The sequence below is a fragment of the Microbacterium capsulatum genome (assembly GCF_030865425.1).
In the GTDB taxonomy this organism is placed as follows: Bacteria; Actinomycetota; Actinomycetes; order Actinomycetales; family Microbacteriaceae; genus Microbacterium; species Microbacterium capsulatum.
This window is the reverse complement of the sequence record NZ_JAVFCB010000006.1, coordinates 88,393-102,616: the sequence shown is the minus strand read 5'-3', so window position 1 is coordinate 102,616 and position 14,224 is coordinate 88,393. Positions and strand designations below refer to the sequence as shown.

Below are 14,224 nucleotides of genomic sequence, written 5' to 3'. Positions count from 1 at the left end.
GGTCTTCGGGAAGCTTCAGGCACGCAGGTGCACGGTGCGCCCGTCCACGATCGTGCGCGCGATGCCGATGCCGGCGAGAGCGCGACCGGGCTCGACGGGATCCTCGTCGAGGACGGTGATGTCGGCGACCTTGCCGGCCTCCAGCGTGCCCTTCCAGTCCGCGGCGCCGTCCTGGATCGCGGGGGAGACCGTGATGCTCCGTAGAAGGGCCTCGCGCGACTCGGCGTCGTCGCGGCCGAGCAGCGCGAGTGAGGCGTCGAGGCTCCGTCGCCAGTCCGGGGTGGCGATGGGCGCGTCGCTCGTGATCGTGGTGAGCGCGCCTGAGCGGAGCATCCTGTCGAGCGGCCATGCCGTCGCGATCCGCTCCTCGCCGAGTTGGGCGCCGGCCCACTCCCGGGTGTGCGCCGCGATGAGCGGCTGCACGGCGAAGCCGCTCCCGATCGCCCGCATCCGGGCGATCTGCCCGGGCGTGGCCAGGTCGCCGTGTACGACGTAGTGCGGCGCGGCGTCGTTGCGCGGGCGCGCCTCGAGCACGCGCAGGAACTCCTCGATCGATCGGTCGCCGGTCGCGTGCACCGCGACCTGTTCGCCGTGCGAGACCGCCAGCTCGATCATCCGCCGGTAGGCGTGCAGCGCGCCCTCGGCGCCCCGGGGAAGCAGCGCTCCCGTGCTGCCGTCCGGATAGGGTTCGCTGACCCATGCCGTGGTCATCGGCGGGATCCCGTCCGCGAAGATCTTCACCCCGGTCACGGCGAGCCAGCGCGGATCCGTCTCCGGACGAGGCTCGGCGATCCCGCGCTCGAACGCGTCGAGGTCGGCGGACCCGTCGAGCGTGCCGAACAGTCGCAGCAGCGTGACGCGCGCGGTCTGCGCGCCCCGGCGGTGCAGGTCGAGGTAGGCGTCGAGCATGGCGGTGCCGAAGCACCCGGTCTCGCCGTCGTCCTCGCCGGGCCCGATCCCGGGCTCGGTGTAGCTCGTGATGCCGAGCTCGGCGAGCAGGCGCCAGGCTTCGCGAAGGGCGCCGCGGCGCTCCGCGTCCGTCCGCACGAGCTCTCCGGCGGGCTGGTGCGCCTGGGGCGCATCGGAGAAGAAGAGATGCGGCCAGCGGGCGCCGAGCCAGGCGGCGTGCAGGTGCGCATCGTTCACCCCGGGGATGGCGGTCCGGTCGTCGAGGTCGATGACCTCGGTCGCGGGGAGCCGTTTCGCCTCCGCCCCGACCGCGACGATGCGGCCGTCCGCGACGGCCAGGGCGTCGGTGACGGATCCATGCGGATCGAACGTGCGAATCCGTCCGCCGTGCAGGAGGAGATCGGCTGCGTCGCCGAACCGTGTCGCTTTCATTATTCCACTACTGTAGACGAAAGTTCCGGCGACACGATTCCGACCCTCCGCCCCCGGCTGAGGCACGATCCGGCCGGCCCTCCGTCCCGAACGGGACGATGAGGGTCCGGCGCCCGCTCTACTGCGCCGCGTGCCGGTCGAGGAAGGAGTACACCTCGTTGTCGTCGACGCCGGGGAACGCGCCGCGGGGGAGCGGCGAGAACATGTGCGTGTGCACGCGCGCGCTCGGCCACGCCTTGTCGCTCCAGCGCTCCGCGATCGCGGCCGGCGGGCGGCGGCAGCACGCCTCGTCCGGGCACGTCGACTGCGCGCGGTCCGTGGTCTCGCGGCCGCGCCACCAGCGCGCGTCGTCGAACGGCACGCCGACGGTCACGGAGAAGCCGCCGCCGTCGGTGGATCCGGTCTGCGTCGAGCACCAGAACGTGCCGGACGGGGTGTCCGTGTACTGGTAGTGCTCGGTGGTGCGGTTGCGCTGGCTGAACGCGGCGCGCGCCGAGAACTTGCGGCACACCGTGAGCCCCTCGACGGATCCGGTGACGTCCATCGGCAGCGGCAGGTCGTCGTTCTCGTACACCCGGGTGAGGGCGCCCGACTCGTCCACCCGGAGGAAGTGCAGCCGCATGTCGAGGTGCGCGGTCATCAGATTCGTCATCCGCATCCCGGCGGCCTCGTGCGTCACGCCGAACGCGTCGCGGAAGTCCTCCACGGCGAGGTTGCGGTCCTTCTTCGCCTGCTGCAGGAACGCGACACCGGCCGTTTCCGGGATGAGGCAGCACGCGGCGAAGTAGTTGATCTCGAGCCGCTGCTGCAGGAAGTCGGCGTAGTCGGTGGGCGGAGTGTGCCCGAGCAGCCGGTGCGCCATCGCCTGCAGCGCCATCGAGCGCAGGCCGTGCCCGCCGGGGATCGACGCCGGCGGCAGGTAGATCCGGCCGTGCTCGAGGTCGGTGACCGAGCGCGTCGAATGCGGCAGGTCGTCGACGTAGAGCAGCTCGAAGCCGAGCTGCTCGGCCATGATGCTGACCGTGCGGTGCGTGAGCGCGCCGGAGGCGTGTCCCGCCGACTTCAGCTGCTTCTCCGCGAGCGCCTCGATGTCGGGCAGGTGGTTGTCGAGCGCGCGCATCTTCAGTCGCAGCTCGGTGTTGGCCCGGCGCGCCTCCTCGGGCGTGGCGATCGCCTCGCGCTCGCGGCGGTGCAGTTCGCGGTGCAGGCCGAGGATCGACTCGATCGTCTCGTCCGGCATGCCCTTGTTCACGCGCACCGGCGCGATCCCGAGCTGGCGGAACACCGAGCTGGACTGCGCGCGGTCCAGCTCGATCTCCAGTGCCGCACGCCGGTTCGGCGGCTCCCCGGAGATGAGGTCGCTCACCTCGGTGCCGGTCGCGTCGGCGATCGCCTGCAGCAGCGACAGCTTCGGCTCGCGCTTGCCGTTCTCGATCAGGCTGAGCTGCGAGCCCGCGACGCCGACCGCGGCACCCAGTTCGTCGAGGGTCAAGCCGCGCTGCGTGCGGTGGTGCCGGATGCGGTGTCCGAGGGTTGAAAGTTCGAGTCCGGTGGCCATTCCTTGATCATAGCGAAAGAAATGCAATTCTTGTGCACCCCAGGGGCGCAAAACACGGGCAAAGAAGGCGCAAACTGGATCCATCGCCCCACTCTTGTTAGGAGCAAGACATGGCCATCGCTGAGACGCTCACCCCGCGCACCTCGTCCTTCGCCCCCGTGCACGAGTACGGTGCCTCTCCCGACTACGACACCCCTGCCTTCGCCGAGCTGGCGGCCTGGGTCGAGGAGATCCGCGCGCTCACCCAGCCGGCGCGCGTGCACTGGGTCGACGGATCCGCCGCGGAGAACGACGCGATCCTGCACGAGCTCGTCTCCGAGGGCAAGCTCATCAAGCTCAACCCCGAGTGGCGGCCCGGCTCCTACCTGGCCCGCTCGCACCCGAGCGACGTCGCGCGCACCGAGGCGCGCACGTTCATCGCCTCCGCCGAGCAGATCGACGCCGGCCCCACGAACAACTGGGCCGACCCGGCCGAGATGCACGCCAAGATGACCGAGATCTTCGAGGGGTCCATGCGGGGCCGCACGATGTACGTCGTGCCGTTCTCGATGGGCCCGGTCGGCGGCCCCATCTCGCAGATCGGCGTGCAGATCACGGACAGCGCCTACGCGGTCGCCTCGATCGGCATCATGACCCGCGTCGGCAACGCCGTCGTCGGCCAGATCGCCGAAGGGAAGCAGTGGGTGCGCACCGTGCACTCGGTCGGCGCCCCGCTCGCGGCCGGCGAGCCGGACAGCACCTGGCCCTGCAACGACGAGAAGTGGATCGTGCACTTCCCCGACACGCTCGAGGTCTACTCCTACGGCTCGGGCTACGGCGGTAACGCGATCCTCGCCAAGAAGTGCTTCGCGCTGCGGATCGCCTCGGTCCTCGCCCGCGACGAGGGCTGGATGGCTGAGCACATGCTGCTCATCCGCGTCGTCTCGCCCGAGGGCAAGGCCTACCACGTGGCCGCCGCGTTCCCGTCGGCCTGCGGCAAGACCAACCTCGCCATGCTCCGCCCGACCATCCCGGGCTGGCGCGTCGAGACCCTCGGCGACGACATCACCTGGATCCGTCCCGGCGCCGACGGCCGCATGCACGCGATCAACCCGGAGGCCGGCTTCTTCGGCGTCGCCCCCGGCACCGGCGAGTCGACCAACGTCACCGCGGTCGAGACGCTCTGGGGCAACACGATCTTCACGAACGTGGCGCTGCGCCCCGACGGCGACGTGTGGTGGGAGGGCCTGACCGACGAGGCACCCGCGCACCTCATCGACTGGGAGGGCAAGCCGTGGACGCCGGAGTCCGGTCGTCCCGCCGCGCACCCGAACTCGCGCTTCACCGTCTCCGCCGCCCAGTGCCCGCAGATCGCGGCCGACTGGGAGGACCCGGAGGGCGTGCCGCTCGACGTGATCCTGTTCGGCGGACGCCGGGCCACCAACGTCCCGCTCGTCGTCGAGGCGACGGACTGGAGCCACGGTGTGTTCCTCGGCGCGACCATCTCGTCCGAGCGCACCGCGGCGGCCGAGGGCACGGTCGGCGAGCTGCGCCGCGACCCGTTCGCGATGCTGCCGTTCTGCGGATACAACATGGGCGACTACTTCGCGCACTGGCTGAAGATGGGCCGTGCGGTCCGCTTCGACAAGGCCCCGCGGATCTTCCAGGTGAACTGGTTCCGCCGCGGCGCCGACGGCCGGTTCCTGTGGCCGGGCTTCGGCGACAACGCCCGGGTGATCGACTGGATCATCCGCCGCATCGAGGGACGGGTCGGCGCCGTGGAGAGCCCGATCGGCCGCCTGCCCAGGATCGAGGACCTCAACCTCGAGGGCGCGGGCGTGACCGCGGCAGACATGGAGGAGCTGTTCTCGATCGACGCCGCGTCGTGGACCCGCGAGGCCGAGTCGACCGAGGAGTTCTTCGCCATGTTCGGCGACCGCCTGCCGGCCGCCCTGACCACCGAACTCGCGTCGCTGCGCTACCGCCTGTCGAACGCATGAGACGCGCGTCCGGTCCCTGAGCCTGCAGGGATCGGACACGCAGGGGCCCTGCCGGCCCCTCGGCGCACAGCGCCACCAGGACCCGCGGCGGCGGGATGTCGGGGACGAAAAAGCTGAGTGGTCCCGGCGTCCTGCCGCCGCGTTCGTCGTGCGCCCGGAAGCTCCGGCCGGGATGGTCCTGTCCGGGATCGTCCTGTCCGGAGGCCGTCAGTGTGCCCGGGTGTGGTCGAGCAGGGCGAGGGCGGTCGTCGAAGCCGACTCCACGTCCCTCGCGCGGATCGCGCTGAGCAGTTCGGCGTGATCCGGCTCGCCTCGCCCGCGGATCCGGGCAAGGCCGGACTCGTTTCGAAGTGCGTGCTTTGCTGCAATCCGGGCTCGGATCCAGCCGAATGCGCACTTCGAAGCGGTGGGGACCGGGTCGGCTCAGCGCTTCCCGAACCGGCGGTGCGCGGCCTGGCGGGTCGTGCCCAGCGCGCTCGCGATCGCCTGCCAGGAGTAGCCGGCGGCGCGCGCCCGGCGCACCTGCACCTCCTCGGCGCGGGCGATGTCGCGCCGGACCTCGACCAGCCGGTGCAGCTCGGCGAGGGGTTCGCCCTGCGGATCCAGGGCGTTCGCGGTTCTCACCATGACAAGACCTCCTGGCGTCAATGTACGTTGACGCCAGGAGGTCTGTCAAGGGATGTTGACAACCGTGCTCAGGCCGGCATCGGCCGGGATCCTCCCCGCCGCCGGCGCACCCCGATCGCGATCGCCGCCGCCATCACCAGCGCGAGCTCCAGGCCGTTGCAGGCGATCGCCGCCGTGTGCAGGGCGCCGCCCGAAGCCGCCGCCGGCCCCGCACCGAGCACCGACGCGCCCGCCCGGTGCCGGTGCTCGCCGGCGCCCGCCGACCAGACATGGAACAGCAGCATCCCCGCCGACATCGCGAGCGCGGATCCCCAGGCGGCCTCCGCGGCGATCGACCGGCGCGGGCGCAGGCACAGTCCGCACGCGGCGGCCACGCCGGTCATCACGACGGCGGTCGGTGACCCCGTCGTGAGCGTCAGGGCGGCATGCAGGACCACGCAGGCCACCGCCGCGGCGAACGCCGCCAGCTGCAGCCCGCGCCACGTCGCGGCTGCCCGGGATATCGTCATGGTCGTCCTCGCCTCGTCAGCCGTGCTGGAACCAGGTCGTCTTCCAGTCGGTGTAGTTGTCCAGCGCATGCCGGGACAGGTCGCGGCCGAAGCCCGACTGCCGGAAGCCGCCGAACGGCGTGGTCAGGCCCAGCGCGTCCACGGCGTTCACGGAGACGGTCCCGGCCACCAGCCGCTGCGACACCCGGTGCGCGCGACCGAAGTCGTTCGTCCAGAGCGAGGCCGCCAGGCCGTACTCGGTGTCGTTGGCGAGCCGCACCGCCTCGTCCTCGTCGTCGAACGCGAGCACCGCCACGAGCGGACCGAAGACCTCGACCCGGTGCAGGTCGTGCCCGGCGTCGAGGCCCGTGACGATCGCCGGGTTCAGGTACGCATCGGATCCGGTGATCGTCACCCGCTCGCCTCCCGCGACGAGCTCGCCGTCCGCGGCCGCCCGCGCGATCGCGGCGGAGACGTCGTCGGCGTGCGCGCGGCTGATCAGGCTGCCGTTGCCGTCGCCGCCTGCGAGCGGGTCGCTCGGCGCGTACTCCGCCGCCGCGGCGGTGAGCAGCGCCACGAACTCGTCGTGCGCGCGGCGCTCGACGAGGATCCGGGAGTTCGCGGAGCACACCTGACCCTGGTTGTAGAACGCGCCGAACGCGGCCTTGGCCGCGGCGGTCGCCAGGTCGGCGTCGGCGAAGACCAGGTTCGAGCTCTTGCCGCCCGCCTCGAGAGCCACCCGCTTCATGTTCGAGTTCCCGGCGCTCACCATGAGCCGCTTGGCGACCGCGGTCGAGCCGGTGAAGGCGAGCACGTCGACGTCGGGGTGCAGCGCGAGCCGCTCGCCGACGACCGATCCGCGCCCGGGCACCACGTTCAGGACGCCCGCCGGGATCCCCGCCTCCAGCGCCAGATCGGCCAGGCGCAGCGCGGTCAGCGATGTCTCGGTCGCGGGCTTGTGCACGACGCTGTTGCCGCTCGCGAGCGCGGGCGCGAGCTTCCAGGCGGCGATCTCGAGCGGGTAGTTCCACGGCGTGATCGCGCCGACGACCCCGAGGGGCACCCGCTGCACGAGGGCGGTCGCGCCCGGGGGAGTCGCCGGGATCTCGTCGAAGCGCTTGTCGGCGAGCTCGCCGTACCAGCGGAACGTGTCCGCGGTGCCCGGCACGTCGACCGCGAGGGTCTGCGCGATCGGCTTGCCCGAGTCGAGGGTCTCCAGCAGCGCGAGCTCCTCGAGGTTCGCCATCACCAGGTCCGCGAGGCGGACCAGGGCGCGGCCCCGGTCGGCGGCGCTGCGACGGCTCCAGGATCCTTCGTCGAACGCGCGCCGGGCGACCGCGACCGCACGGTCCACGTCGTCGACGGTGCCCGCCGCGAGATCCGCGAGGTGGCCGAGCGAGCCCGGGCTCTGCACGGGGATGGTCGCGGAGTCCGACGCCTCGATCCGGCGGCCGTCGATGACGGCGCGGCCGTCGATGGCGAGGTCGCGGCTGCGCGCGGTCCAGTCGATGGCGGTCATGCGGTGCTCTCCTTCGGAGTGGTCGGGGCGGTCGCGGTGACGACGTCGATCGCGGTCCAGGCCATCAGGACCGCGGCGTCCAGAAGCGCCTTCTCTGCGACGGGTCCGACGCAGGCCGCGGCGAACTCCTTCTGGTGGTTGCTGTACGGCAGCGAGTCGACCCCGATGTAGGGATGGATCGCCGGGACGAGCTGCGAGACGTTGCCCATGTCCGTGGAGGCGCGGTTCATCCGGCCGGCGACCTCCGGATCCGCGAACACGCGCCCTCGGGCGATCGCGTTGGCGCGGTAGGCCTCGAGCGCCCGCTCATCGGTGCGGAACTCCGAGTAGGGCTTGCTCTCCGGGGTGATGCTCAGCGTCGCCCCGGACGCCAGAGCTCCGGCCTCGAAGCAGCGGCGGACGCGCTCCTCCAGCACCTCCAGCTCGGCGAGCGTGTTCGCCCGCGTGTACCAGCGGCCCTCGGTGCGCTCCGGGATCGCGTTCGGCGCGTACCCGCCGACCGTCTGCACGCCGTGCACCCGGGTGTCGGCGGGCAGCTGCTGGCGCAGCAGCCCGATCGCGACCTGGGCGAGCACGAACGCGTCGTTCGCGTTCACGCCCTCGTCCGGGTAGGCGGCCGCGTGCGCGGACACCCCGTCGTACGCGATGTGGCTGTGCGAGACCGCGAACGGGCGGGCCTCGGCGACGTCGACCGGCGCCGGGTGCACCATCATCGCGAGGTCCAGATCGCGGAACGCGCCGGCCTCGATGAGCTCGATCTTGCCGCCGCCGCCCTCCTCCGCGGGGGTGCCGTAGACGCGCACGGTGATGCCGAGCTCGTCCGCGAGCGGTGCGAGCGCGAGGCCCGCGCCGACCGCGCCGGCGGCGATGAGGTTGTGCCCGCAGGCGTGTCCGAGGCCCGGCAGGGCGTCGTACTCGGCCATGATCCCGATGATCACCGGTCCCGATCCGGCCTCGGCGAGCAGCGCCGTCTGCAGACCCAGGTAGTGCGGGGTGACCCGGAATCCGGCGGCGGCCAGGGCTTCGCCGACCCACGCCGCGGCACGGTGCTCCTTCCACGCGGTCTCGGGGTGCGCGTGCAGCGTCTCGGAGAGCCGGATCAGGTCGGCCGCCGCCGCGGCGACCGTGCGGTCGGCGGCGTCTTTGAGGGCGGCGACGTCCCTGGCCGGCGGGGGCGGGGCGTCGGAGAGCGCGGTCGTGTCACTCATCGCCCGGGACCCCGTAGGAAGGCGCGTCCGAGGGGGCCAGCGCACGGGTCACGTAGTCGTCGCGCTGCGGCAGCCAGCGCTGCACGAGGTCGTCGAGTTCCGCGATCGGATCCGTCTCGCTCCAGTCCACGCGCAGGTCCGTCACCCGCCAGCCCGCGTCACGGACGACGGCGAGCCCGGCCGAGTGCACCGGTCCCTCCTCGCCGCCGGCGGCGACGGCCGCGCGCATCGCCGCGAGCAGGCGGTGCTCGAGCTCGCCCTCCGCGGCGTGGAAGGCGTCGACCATGCGCTGCGGGATCTCGTGGGAGGCGAGCATGTTGCCGCCGGCGGCGACGCCGTGGCCGGTCGCGGCGGCCACCCGGCCGAGCGCGCGCTCGCCGGAGTACACCGCGGAGCGGCCCTCCGCGTCGACGACGAGGAGCTGGCGGAACGCGATGTGCGGGGTCTGCGCGGTGACCGCGTCGACGGCCTCGGCGGCGGACGCGCCGCTGCGCAGCGCCGTCAGCAGGAGCGGTCCGAGTCGCGGGTCGGTGACGTTCTGCGAGTTCACGGCGCCGATCCCGTCGGCGAGGTGCACGCAGCGCGCGGCGACCGCGGGGGAGGACGACGAGATCGCGGATCCGAAGGCGCCGGTCTCGTCGCGCGCGACGATCGAGAAGGTCATCCCCGCGCCCCCTCGGCGGGAGCCGAGATCACGGCGGTGGCGTCGATCTCGACGAGCCACTCCGGGCGGGCCAGCGCGCTGACGACCAGGCCGGTCGAGACGGGGAAGACGCCCTTCAGCCAGCGTCCCATCACGCGGTAGACCGCCTCCCGGTAGCGCGGGTCGATGATGTAGACGACGACCTTGACGATGTCCTCGAGCGAGGACCCGGCCTCCTCCAGCAGCATCGCGATGTTCGCCATCGCCTTCTCGGCCTGCGCCTCGACGTCGCCGATGCCGACCGACTCCCGCGTGTCCAGGTCCTGTCCGATCTGGCCGCGCAGGTACACGACGCCGTTCGCGACGACGGCCTGGCAGAGGTCGTTGTCCAGGTTCTGCTCCGGGTAGGTGACCTTGGTGTTGAACGGGCGGATGCGGGTGTGCGTGGGCATCATGCGACTCCAGTCGATGCGAGCTCGGCCTCGAGGGCGCGGGCGGGGTGGGTGCGGTGGTCGGGGGCGGCCGCGGCGGGGTAGGCGGCGTAGCCGCGCTGGATCCCGATCTGGTCGGCGATGTAGCGGGCGTCGTGCCAGACGCCCCAGAGGAAACTCGATCCGCGGCGGGACTGCCACGGCAGGCCGAGGAAGTACACCCCGGGCTCGGCGGACACGCCGCGCTGGTGCCGGGGCCGGCCGCGCTCGTCGAACGCCGCCGGGTCGATCTGCAGCCAGGAGTAGTCCAGCGCGAAGCCGGTCGCCCACACGATCGAGGTCACGCCGGCCGCCTGCAGATCGAGGGACAGCAGCGGATGCGTGAGGCTCTCCGGATCGGGACGGATCTCGTGCGCCTCGGGCTCCTCCGGAAGGTCCAGGCCGTTGCGCGCGACATACGCGTCGGCCTCGTCCAGGACGGACAGGTAGTTCGCGTCCCCGGCGAGGACGTTGTCGCGCAGGTCGGAGGCGATCGAGAGCACGCCGTCCGCAAACGCGCCGGCCCGGCCGAGCAGGGTCACGCCCGACTCCGCAAGGGCGCGGAAGTCGACGGTCTGCCCGCCGTGCGCGCCGCTCACGGCGATCGTCACGTGCTCGGCGCCCGCCGGGGGAGCGGCCATGTCCCACTTGCCGAGCACGCCCAGCCACCAGCAGAAGTCGCGGCCACGGTATCGGCGCGGCGGCCGGTCGTGCGGGCCGACCGCGAGGAACACCTCGCGCCCGGAACGGCGCAGCTCGTCGGCGATCTGCACGCCCGAGGACCCCGCCCCGACCACGAGCACCGCGCCCGCGGGGAGCCGGCCGGGGTTGCGGTACCGGCTCGAGTGCAGCTGGTGGATCCCGGCGTCGGCGGGGACCACGTCCGGGACGATCGGCCGCTGGAACGGTCCGGTCGCGGCGACGACGTAGCGGGCGTCGATCGTTCCCCCGCTCGTCTGCACGCGGAACCCGGGCCGGCCCTCGTGCCTGCGGACGCTGAGCACCTCGACCCCGGTGCGGATCGGGGCGTGGATCTTCTCGGCGTAGGCGACGAGGTAGTCGGCGACCTGCTCCTTGCCGGCGAAGCCGTCGGGATCCCCGTCGAACTCCAGGCCGGGGAAGCGGTCGTGCCAGGCGGGTCCGTTCGCGACCAGGGAGTCCCAGCGCCACGAGCGCCAGCGCTCCGCGATCCGGTCCCGTTCGATCACCAGGTGCTCCACGCCGGCCCGGGTCAGGTGCTCGCTCATCGCGATGCCCGCCTGGCCGGCGCCGACGACCAGCACCTCCACGTCTTCGTGCGACATCCGTTCCTCCACAGCTTCGGGGTCTTGATCTCCATCGTCCCGAGCGGCGTGACATCTGTACACTTCACAGATCCGAAGGGGTGCATCTGCTCTGTTGATACACTTGGGTTCATGGCCAGACTCCAGAGCGCGGACATGACGCTCGTCCAGCTGCGGTACTTCGTCACGGCGGCCACGCACCGCTCCATGACGGAGGCGTCGATCGACCTGCACGTCGCGCAGTCCGCCGTGTCGACGGCGATCGCGCAGCTGGAGAAGTCGCTGGGCGTGCAGCTGTTCGTGCGCCAGCGCAGCAAGGGGCTCGCCCTGACCGAGGCCGGGGAGCAGCTGCTCCGCGACGCGCAGTCGGTGCTCGCCCAGGTCGAGGAGATGACCGACACCGTCCGCGGGCACCACCATCAGGTGCGCGGCACGCTGCGGCTGGCGTGCTTCGTCACGCTCGCGCCGTTCGTGCTGCCGCAGCTCATCTCGCGCGTGGAGCAGGAGCACCCGGAGCTGCGGATCGAGATCATCGAGGCCGACATGGAGGACACCACCGAGCTGCTGCTGTCCGGGGCGGTCGAGGGCGGCATCGTCTACGACTTCGGCCGGGTGCACGATCTCGTGTTCGACCCGCTGTTCTCCGCGCCGCCGCACGTGATCCTCGCGGCGGACCATCCGCTCGCCCGGCAGGACGAGGTGGCGCTGGCCGATCTCGCCGACTCCGAACTGGTGCTGCTGGATCTGCCGCACTCGCGGGAGTACTTCCTGGGCATGCTGCAGGACGCCGGGGTCGTGCCGCGCGTGCGGTACAGCTCGCACAGCTACGAGACGGTGCGCTCGCTCGTCGCACGCGGGCACGGATACTCGATCCTGAACCAGGTGCCGCTCACGCCGCGCACCTACGACGGCGGGGAGCTGCGGGTGCTGCCGATCGCCGGTGCGGCGCCCGCGCTGGACGTCTGCTTCGCCCGCGTCGCGAAGGTGCGGCCGACCGCGCGGACCAGGGCCGTGGCGGTTCTGGCCCGCGAGCTGTTCGGCGCCGACGCGCACTGAGGCGCGGGTGCCCCGCTGGGAGCACCCGCGCCTCAGGGCCCGGGCCGGTGCGAATCCCCCGACCGCACCGACTCGGGAGCCGTGTGGACGTCCGTCAGCAGTGGCAGGCGCCGTCCGCGCAGTGCGTGCAGGCGTGGCCGCTCGGCGACGGCGGCACGTCGAGCGCCGGGTTCCGGTCGAAGAAGCCGGTGGGCTTCAGCGTGAACCCGGCGTAGTCCACGGGCATGATCGGCCAGTCCTCGGTGCGCGGGTAGTGCGTGAGGCCGAAGCTGTGCCACAGCACGATGTCCTCGCCGTCGATGCCGCGGTCCGCGGCGACGTATTCCGGCAGGCCCGGGGATCCGACGCTCTGGTTCACGAAGTCACCGGCGGGATAGCGCTCGCCCTCCGCGTAGCGGGTCACCCAGAGGTGATCGGTCGCGAACGCGGCGCGTTTGCTGATCGACGAGCCGTCCGCCGCGGCGAGGGTGGGCTGTCCCTCCGGGAACAGGGTGTAGGCCACGTGCTCGCCGACGTGATTGCGCTTCTCGGTGTTGACGACCTCCCACACTCGGCCGAGGGATCCCTCCGCCTTGCGGCGCCCCTCCGACTCGTGCGCGAGCACCCGGCGGGACCGGGTGAACGCGTTGCCGTGCGGGTTGCCGGGGCCCTGCGCCACGCGCTGCAGGTCGAGTTCGTGCACCGCGTTGCTCTCGCCGTCCACGGCCATGTCGAGCCGGGCGCAGAACAGGTGCTGGTGGTACGGAGCGGCCAGGCCCGGGGCGATCTGCGAGGCGTACGGGTACCCGGCGCCCGGGTATCGGGCCGTGAACACGATGCCGGTGGCCTTCGCCTCGAACTGGATGGTGCCGTCCAGGTAGAAGTACCAGTAGAAGCCGTAGTCGTAGTTGCCGACGGTGGTGAAGAAGCTCACCACGAGACGGCGCTGGCGGCGGGACGAGCGGTGGTTCGCCCACTCGTCGGTGTGCTTCCAGAGCAGGCCGAAGTCCTCCTCGTGGATGCAGATGCCCTGGGTGATCTCGCGGGGATTGCCGAAGTCGTCGGCCACCACAGGAGAGAGGTAGGTGATCTCGCCCAGGCAGTCGCAGCCGAGCTCGAGCGAGTTCGCGTCGCGTCCGACCAGGTACTCCCCGGTGTCGAAGTAGTTCTGCCACGAGCGGTACGGGGCGGGGTCGCCGTAGGGGACGACCATCTCCGCGATCGAGGCGCGCTCGATGATCGAGCGGCGCACGCCGTGGTCGTCGAAGCCGATCTGGCCGAGGATGAGCCCCTCCCGGGCGTCGAACCCGACGTGCAGGTCCCACTTCTGCCAGCGCAGCACGTTGCCCTCGAGGGTGAAGCTCGGGCCCTCCGGCTGGGTGATGTGCAGCGGCTTGAGGTCGGTGCGCAGCGGCCCGGTGATCTCCGGATCCTCGAAGTTCCCGTCCGTGAGCGGGTCGTCGCTCGGGCCGTCGTCGATGATCCGCACGACCTTGCGCTCGATCATGTCGACGAACGCGACCAGCTGGTCGACCGGGTGCCCCCAGGCGTAGTCGCCCGGCTCGCGCTGCACGAACGCGAGCCCGCGCAGCAGCCGGCGGCCCTCCTCGCCCTCGTAGTCGAAGATGCCCGCGGACAGCGGGGCGACGCGCACCTGGTCCGGGGCGAGACCCCGGGTCGCGAGCGCCGCCCGCCAGCCCTCGTCCGCCTGGAGGATCCCCTCGATCGCCTCGAACTCCTCGATCAGCACCGGCGCCTGACCGGCCAGAGCCGGGTCGACGTCGGCGGCCGACACGGTCGATCCGGCGTGCAGGTCGACCACCACATCGGTGGTCCGCCCGGTCGCGGTGTCGAGCAGGATCGCGCGGGCCTCGCGCGGGACCGGCCCGCCGGCGCGCAGCACGGCCTTGGCCGGCTCGCGCAGCGACAGGTAGGCCACCCGCACGGTCTCGCCGAGCCGCCCCTCGGCGATCAGGTGGTCGCGCGCGGCGGCGATCTCCTCGGCGCTCAGCGGATCCAGCGGATGCGCGACGACCACGGGGGTGATGAGGGGAGTGCTCACGGTGTCTCCTT

At 72.1% G+C, this 14,224-nt stretch carries 12 protein-coding genes; 2 read left to right on the top strand and 10 right to left on the bottom strand.

Annotated elements, in window-relative coordinates:
* Window positions 1–15: 15 nt before the first annotated feature.
* Together RBR11_RS11615 and RBR11_RS11610 are read right to left on the bottom strand one after the other, a co-directional pair.
* Complete coding sequence (locus RBR11_RS11615; RefSeq protein ID WP_308489504.1) at window positions 16–1,341, bottom strand: amidohydrolase; 1,326 nt, start codon at window positions 1,339–1,341, stop codon at window positions 16–18.
* A 118-nt stretch (window positions 1,342–1,459) separates the two neighbouring features.
* Window positions 1,460–2,899, bottom strand: a complete 1,440-nt coding sequence (locus RBR11_RS11610) for a helix-turn-helix domain-containing protein (protein ID WP_308489503.1) — start codon at window positions 2,897–2,899, stop codon at window positions 1,460–1,462.
* Window positions 2,900–3,009: 110 nt separating this feature from the next.
* Here RBR11_RS11610 and RBR11_RS11605 point away from each other — a divergent pair, with 110 nt between their 5' ends.
* On the top strand, window positions 3,010–4,878 hold the full coding sequence (locus RBR11_RS11605; protein WP_308489502.1) for a phosphoenolpyruvate carboxykinase (GTP): 1,869 nt from the start codon (window positions 3,010–3,012) through the stop codon (window positions 4,876–4,878).
* A 423-nt stretch (window positions 4,879–5,301) separates the two neighbouring features.
* Here the strand turns inward: RBR11_RS11605 and RBR11_RS11600 are convergent, their stop codons facing one another.
* The 7 genes from RBR11_RS11600 to RBR11_RS11570 all read right to left on the bottom strand — a co-directional run bounded on the left by RBR11_RS11600 (window position 5,302) and on the right by RBR11_RS11570 (window position 11,137).
* Window positions 5,302–5,505 carry an AsnC family protein gene (locus RBR11_RS11600; protein WP_308489501.1) on the bottom strand — a complete coding sequence of 68 codons (204 nt, stop codon included), beginning with the start codon at window positions 5,503–5,505 and terminating at the stop codon, window positions 5,302–5,304.
* 68 nt (window positions 5,506–5,573) lie between these two features.
* Complete coding sequence (locus tag RBR11_RS11595; protein ID WP_308489500.1) at window positions 5,574–6,014, bottom strand: hypothetical protein; 441 nt, start codon at window positions 6,012–6,014, stop codon at window positions 5,574–5,576.
* A 16-nt stretch (window positions 6,015–6,030) separates the two neighbouring features.
* Window positions 6,031–7,512 (bottom strand): aldehyde dehydrogenase family protein, encoded by a 1,482-nt coding sequence (locus tag RBR11_RS11590; protein ID WP_308489499.1) that lies wholly within the window; start codon window positions 7,510–7,512, stop codon window positions 6,031–6,033.
* Window positions 7,509–8,720, bottom strand: coding sequence for an amidohydrolase (locus RBR11_RS11585; RefSeq protein WP_308489498.1), 1,212 nt, complete (start codon window positions 8,718–8,720; stop codon window positions 7,509–7,511). Before RBR11_RS11585 ends, RBR11_RS11590 begins: the two co-directional genes overlap by 4 nt.
* Entirely contained in the window at window positions 8,713–9,384 is a 672-nt protein-coding gene (locus RBR11_RS11580) for a DUF1028 domain-containing protein (RefSeq protein WP_308489497.1), read from the bottom strand. Before RBR11_RS11580 ends, RBR11_RS11585 begins: the two co-directional genes overlap by 8 nt.
* The gene (locus tag RBR11_RS11575) at window positions 9,381–9,815 is read right to left on the bottom strand and encodes a RidA family protein (protein WP_308489657.1); all 435 of its coding nucleotides are present in this window, start codon (window positions 9,813–9,815) and stop codon (window positions 9,381–9,383) included. Before RBR11_RS11575 ends, RBR11_RS11580 begins: the two co-directional genes overlap by 4 nt.
* Entirely contained in the window at window positions 9,815–11,137 is a 1,323-nt protein-coding gene (locus RBR11_RS11570) for a flavin-containing monooxygenase (protein ID WP_308489496.1), read from the bottom strand. The genes RBR11_RS11575 and RBR11_RS11570 overlap by 1 nt, the downstream gene beginning before the upstream one ends.
* A gap of 111 nt (window positions 11,138–11,248) precedes the next feature.
* Here RBR11_RS11570 and RBR11_RS11565 point away from each other — a divergent pair, with 111 nt between their 5' ends.
* Window positions 11,249–12,172, top strand: a complete 924-nt coding sequence (locus RBR11_RS11565; protein WP_308489495.1) for a LysR substrate-binding domain-containing protein — start codon at window positions 11,249–11,251, stop codon at window positions 12,170–12,172.
* A 94-nt stretch (window positions 12,173–12,266) separates the two neighbouring features.
* On the opposite strand, the gene RBR11_RS11560 is transcribed toward RBR11_RS11565, so the two are convergent.
* Window positions 12,267–14,213 carry a primary-amine oxidase gene (locus RBR11_RS11560; protein WP_308489494.1) on the bottom strand — a complete coding sequence of 649 codons (1,947 nt, stop codon included), beginning with the start codon at window positions 14,211–14,213 and terminating at the stop codon, window positions 12,267–12,269.
* Between the last annotated feature and the right edge of the window lie 11 nt (window positions 14,214–14,224).

What these genes read in the sequence shown, in the direction of transcription:
- RBR11_RS11615 (WP_308489504.1), bottom strand. Translation starts at nt 1,341, where the DNA reads ATGAAAGCGACACGGTTCGGCGACGCAGCCGATCTCCTCCTGCACGGC.
- RBR11_RS11610 (WP_308489503.1), bottom strand. Translation starts at nt 2,899, where the DNA reads ATGGCCACCGGACTCGAACTTTCAACCCTCGGACACCGCATCCGGCAC.
- RBR11_RS11605 (WP_308489502.1), top strand. Translation starts at nt 3,010, where the DNA reads ATGGCCATCGCTGAGACGCTCACCCCGCGCACCTCGTCCTTCGCCCCC.
- RBR11_RS11600 (WP_308489501.1), bottom strand. Translation starts at nt 5,505, where the DNA reads ATGGTGAGAACCGCGAACGCCCTGGATCCGCAGGGCGAACCCCTCGCC.
- RBR11_RS11595 (WP_308489500.1), bottom strand. Translation starts at nt 6,014, where the DNA reads ATGACGATATCCCGGGCAGCCGCGACGTGGCGCGGGCTGCAGCTGGCG.
- RBR11_RS11590 (WP_308489499.1), bottom strand. Translation starts at nt 7,512, where the DNA reads ATGACCGCCATCGACTGGACCGCGCGCAGCCGCGACCTCGCCATCGAC.
- RBR11_RS11585 (WP_308489498.1), bottom strand. Translation starts at nt 8,720, where the DNA reads ATGAGTGACACGACCGCGCTCTCCGACGCCCCGCCCCCGCCGGCCAGG.
- RBR11_RS11580 (WP_308489497.1), bottom strand. Translation starts at nt 9,384, where the DNA reads ATGACCTTCTCGATCGTCGCGCGCGACGAGACCGGCGCCTTCGGATCC.
- RBR11_RS11575 (WP_308489657.1), bottom strand. Translation starts at nt 9,815, where the DNA reads ATGCCCACGCACACCCGCATCCGCCCGTTCAACACCAAGGTCACCTAC.
- RBR11_RS11570 (WP_308489496.1), bottom strand. Translation starts at nt 11,137, where the DNA reads ATGTCGCACGAAGACGTGGAGGTGCTGGTCGTCGGCGCCGGCCAGGCG.
- RBR11_RS11565 (WP_308489495.1), top strand. Translation starts at nt 11,249, where the DNA reads ATGGCCAGACTCCAGAGCGCGGACATGACGCTCGTCCAGCTGCGGTAC.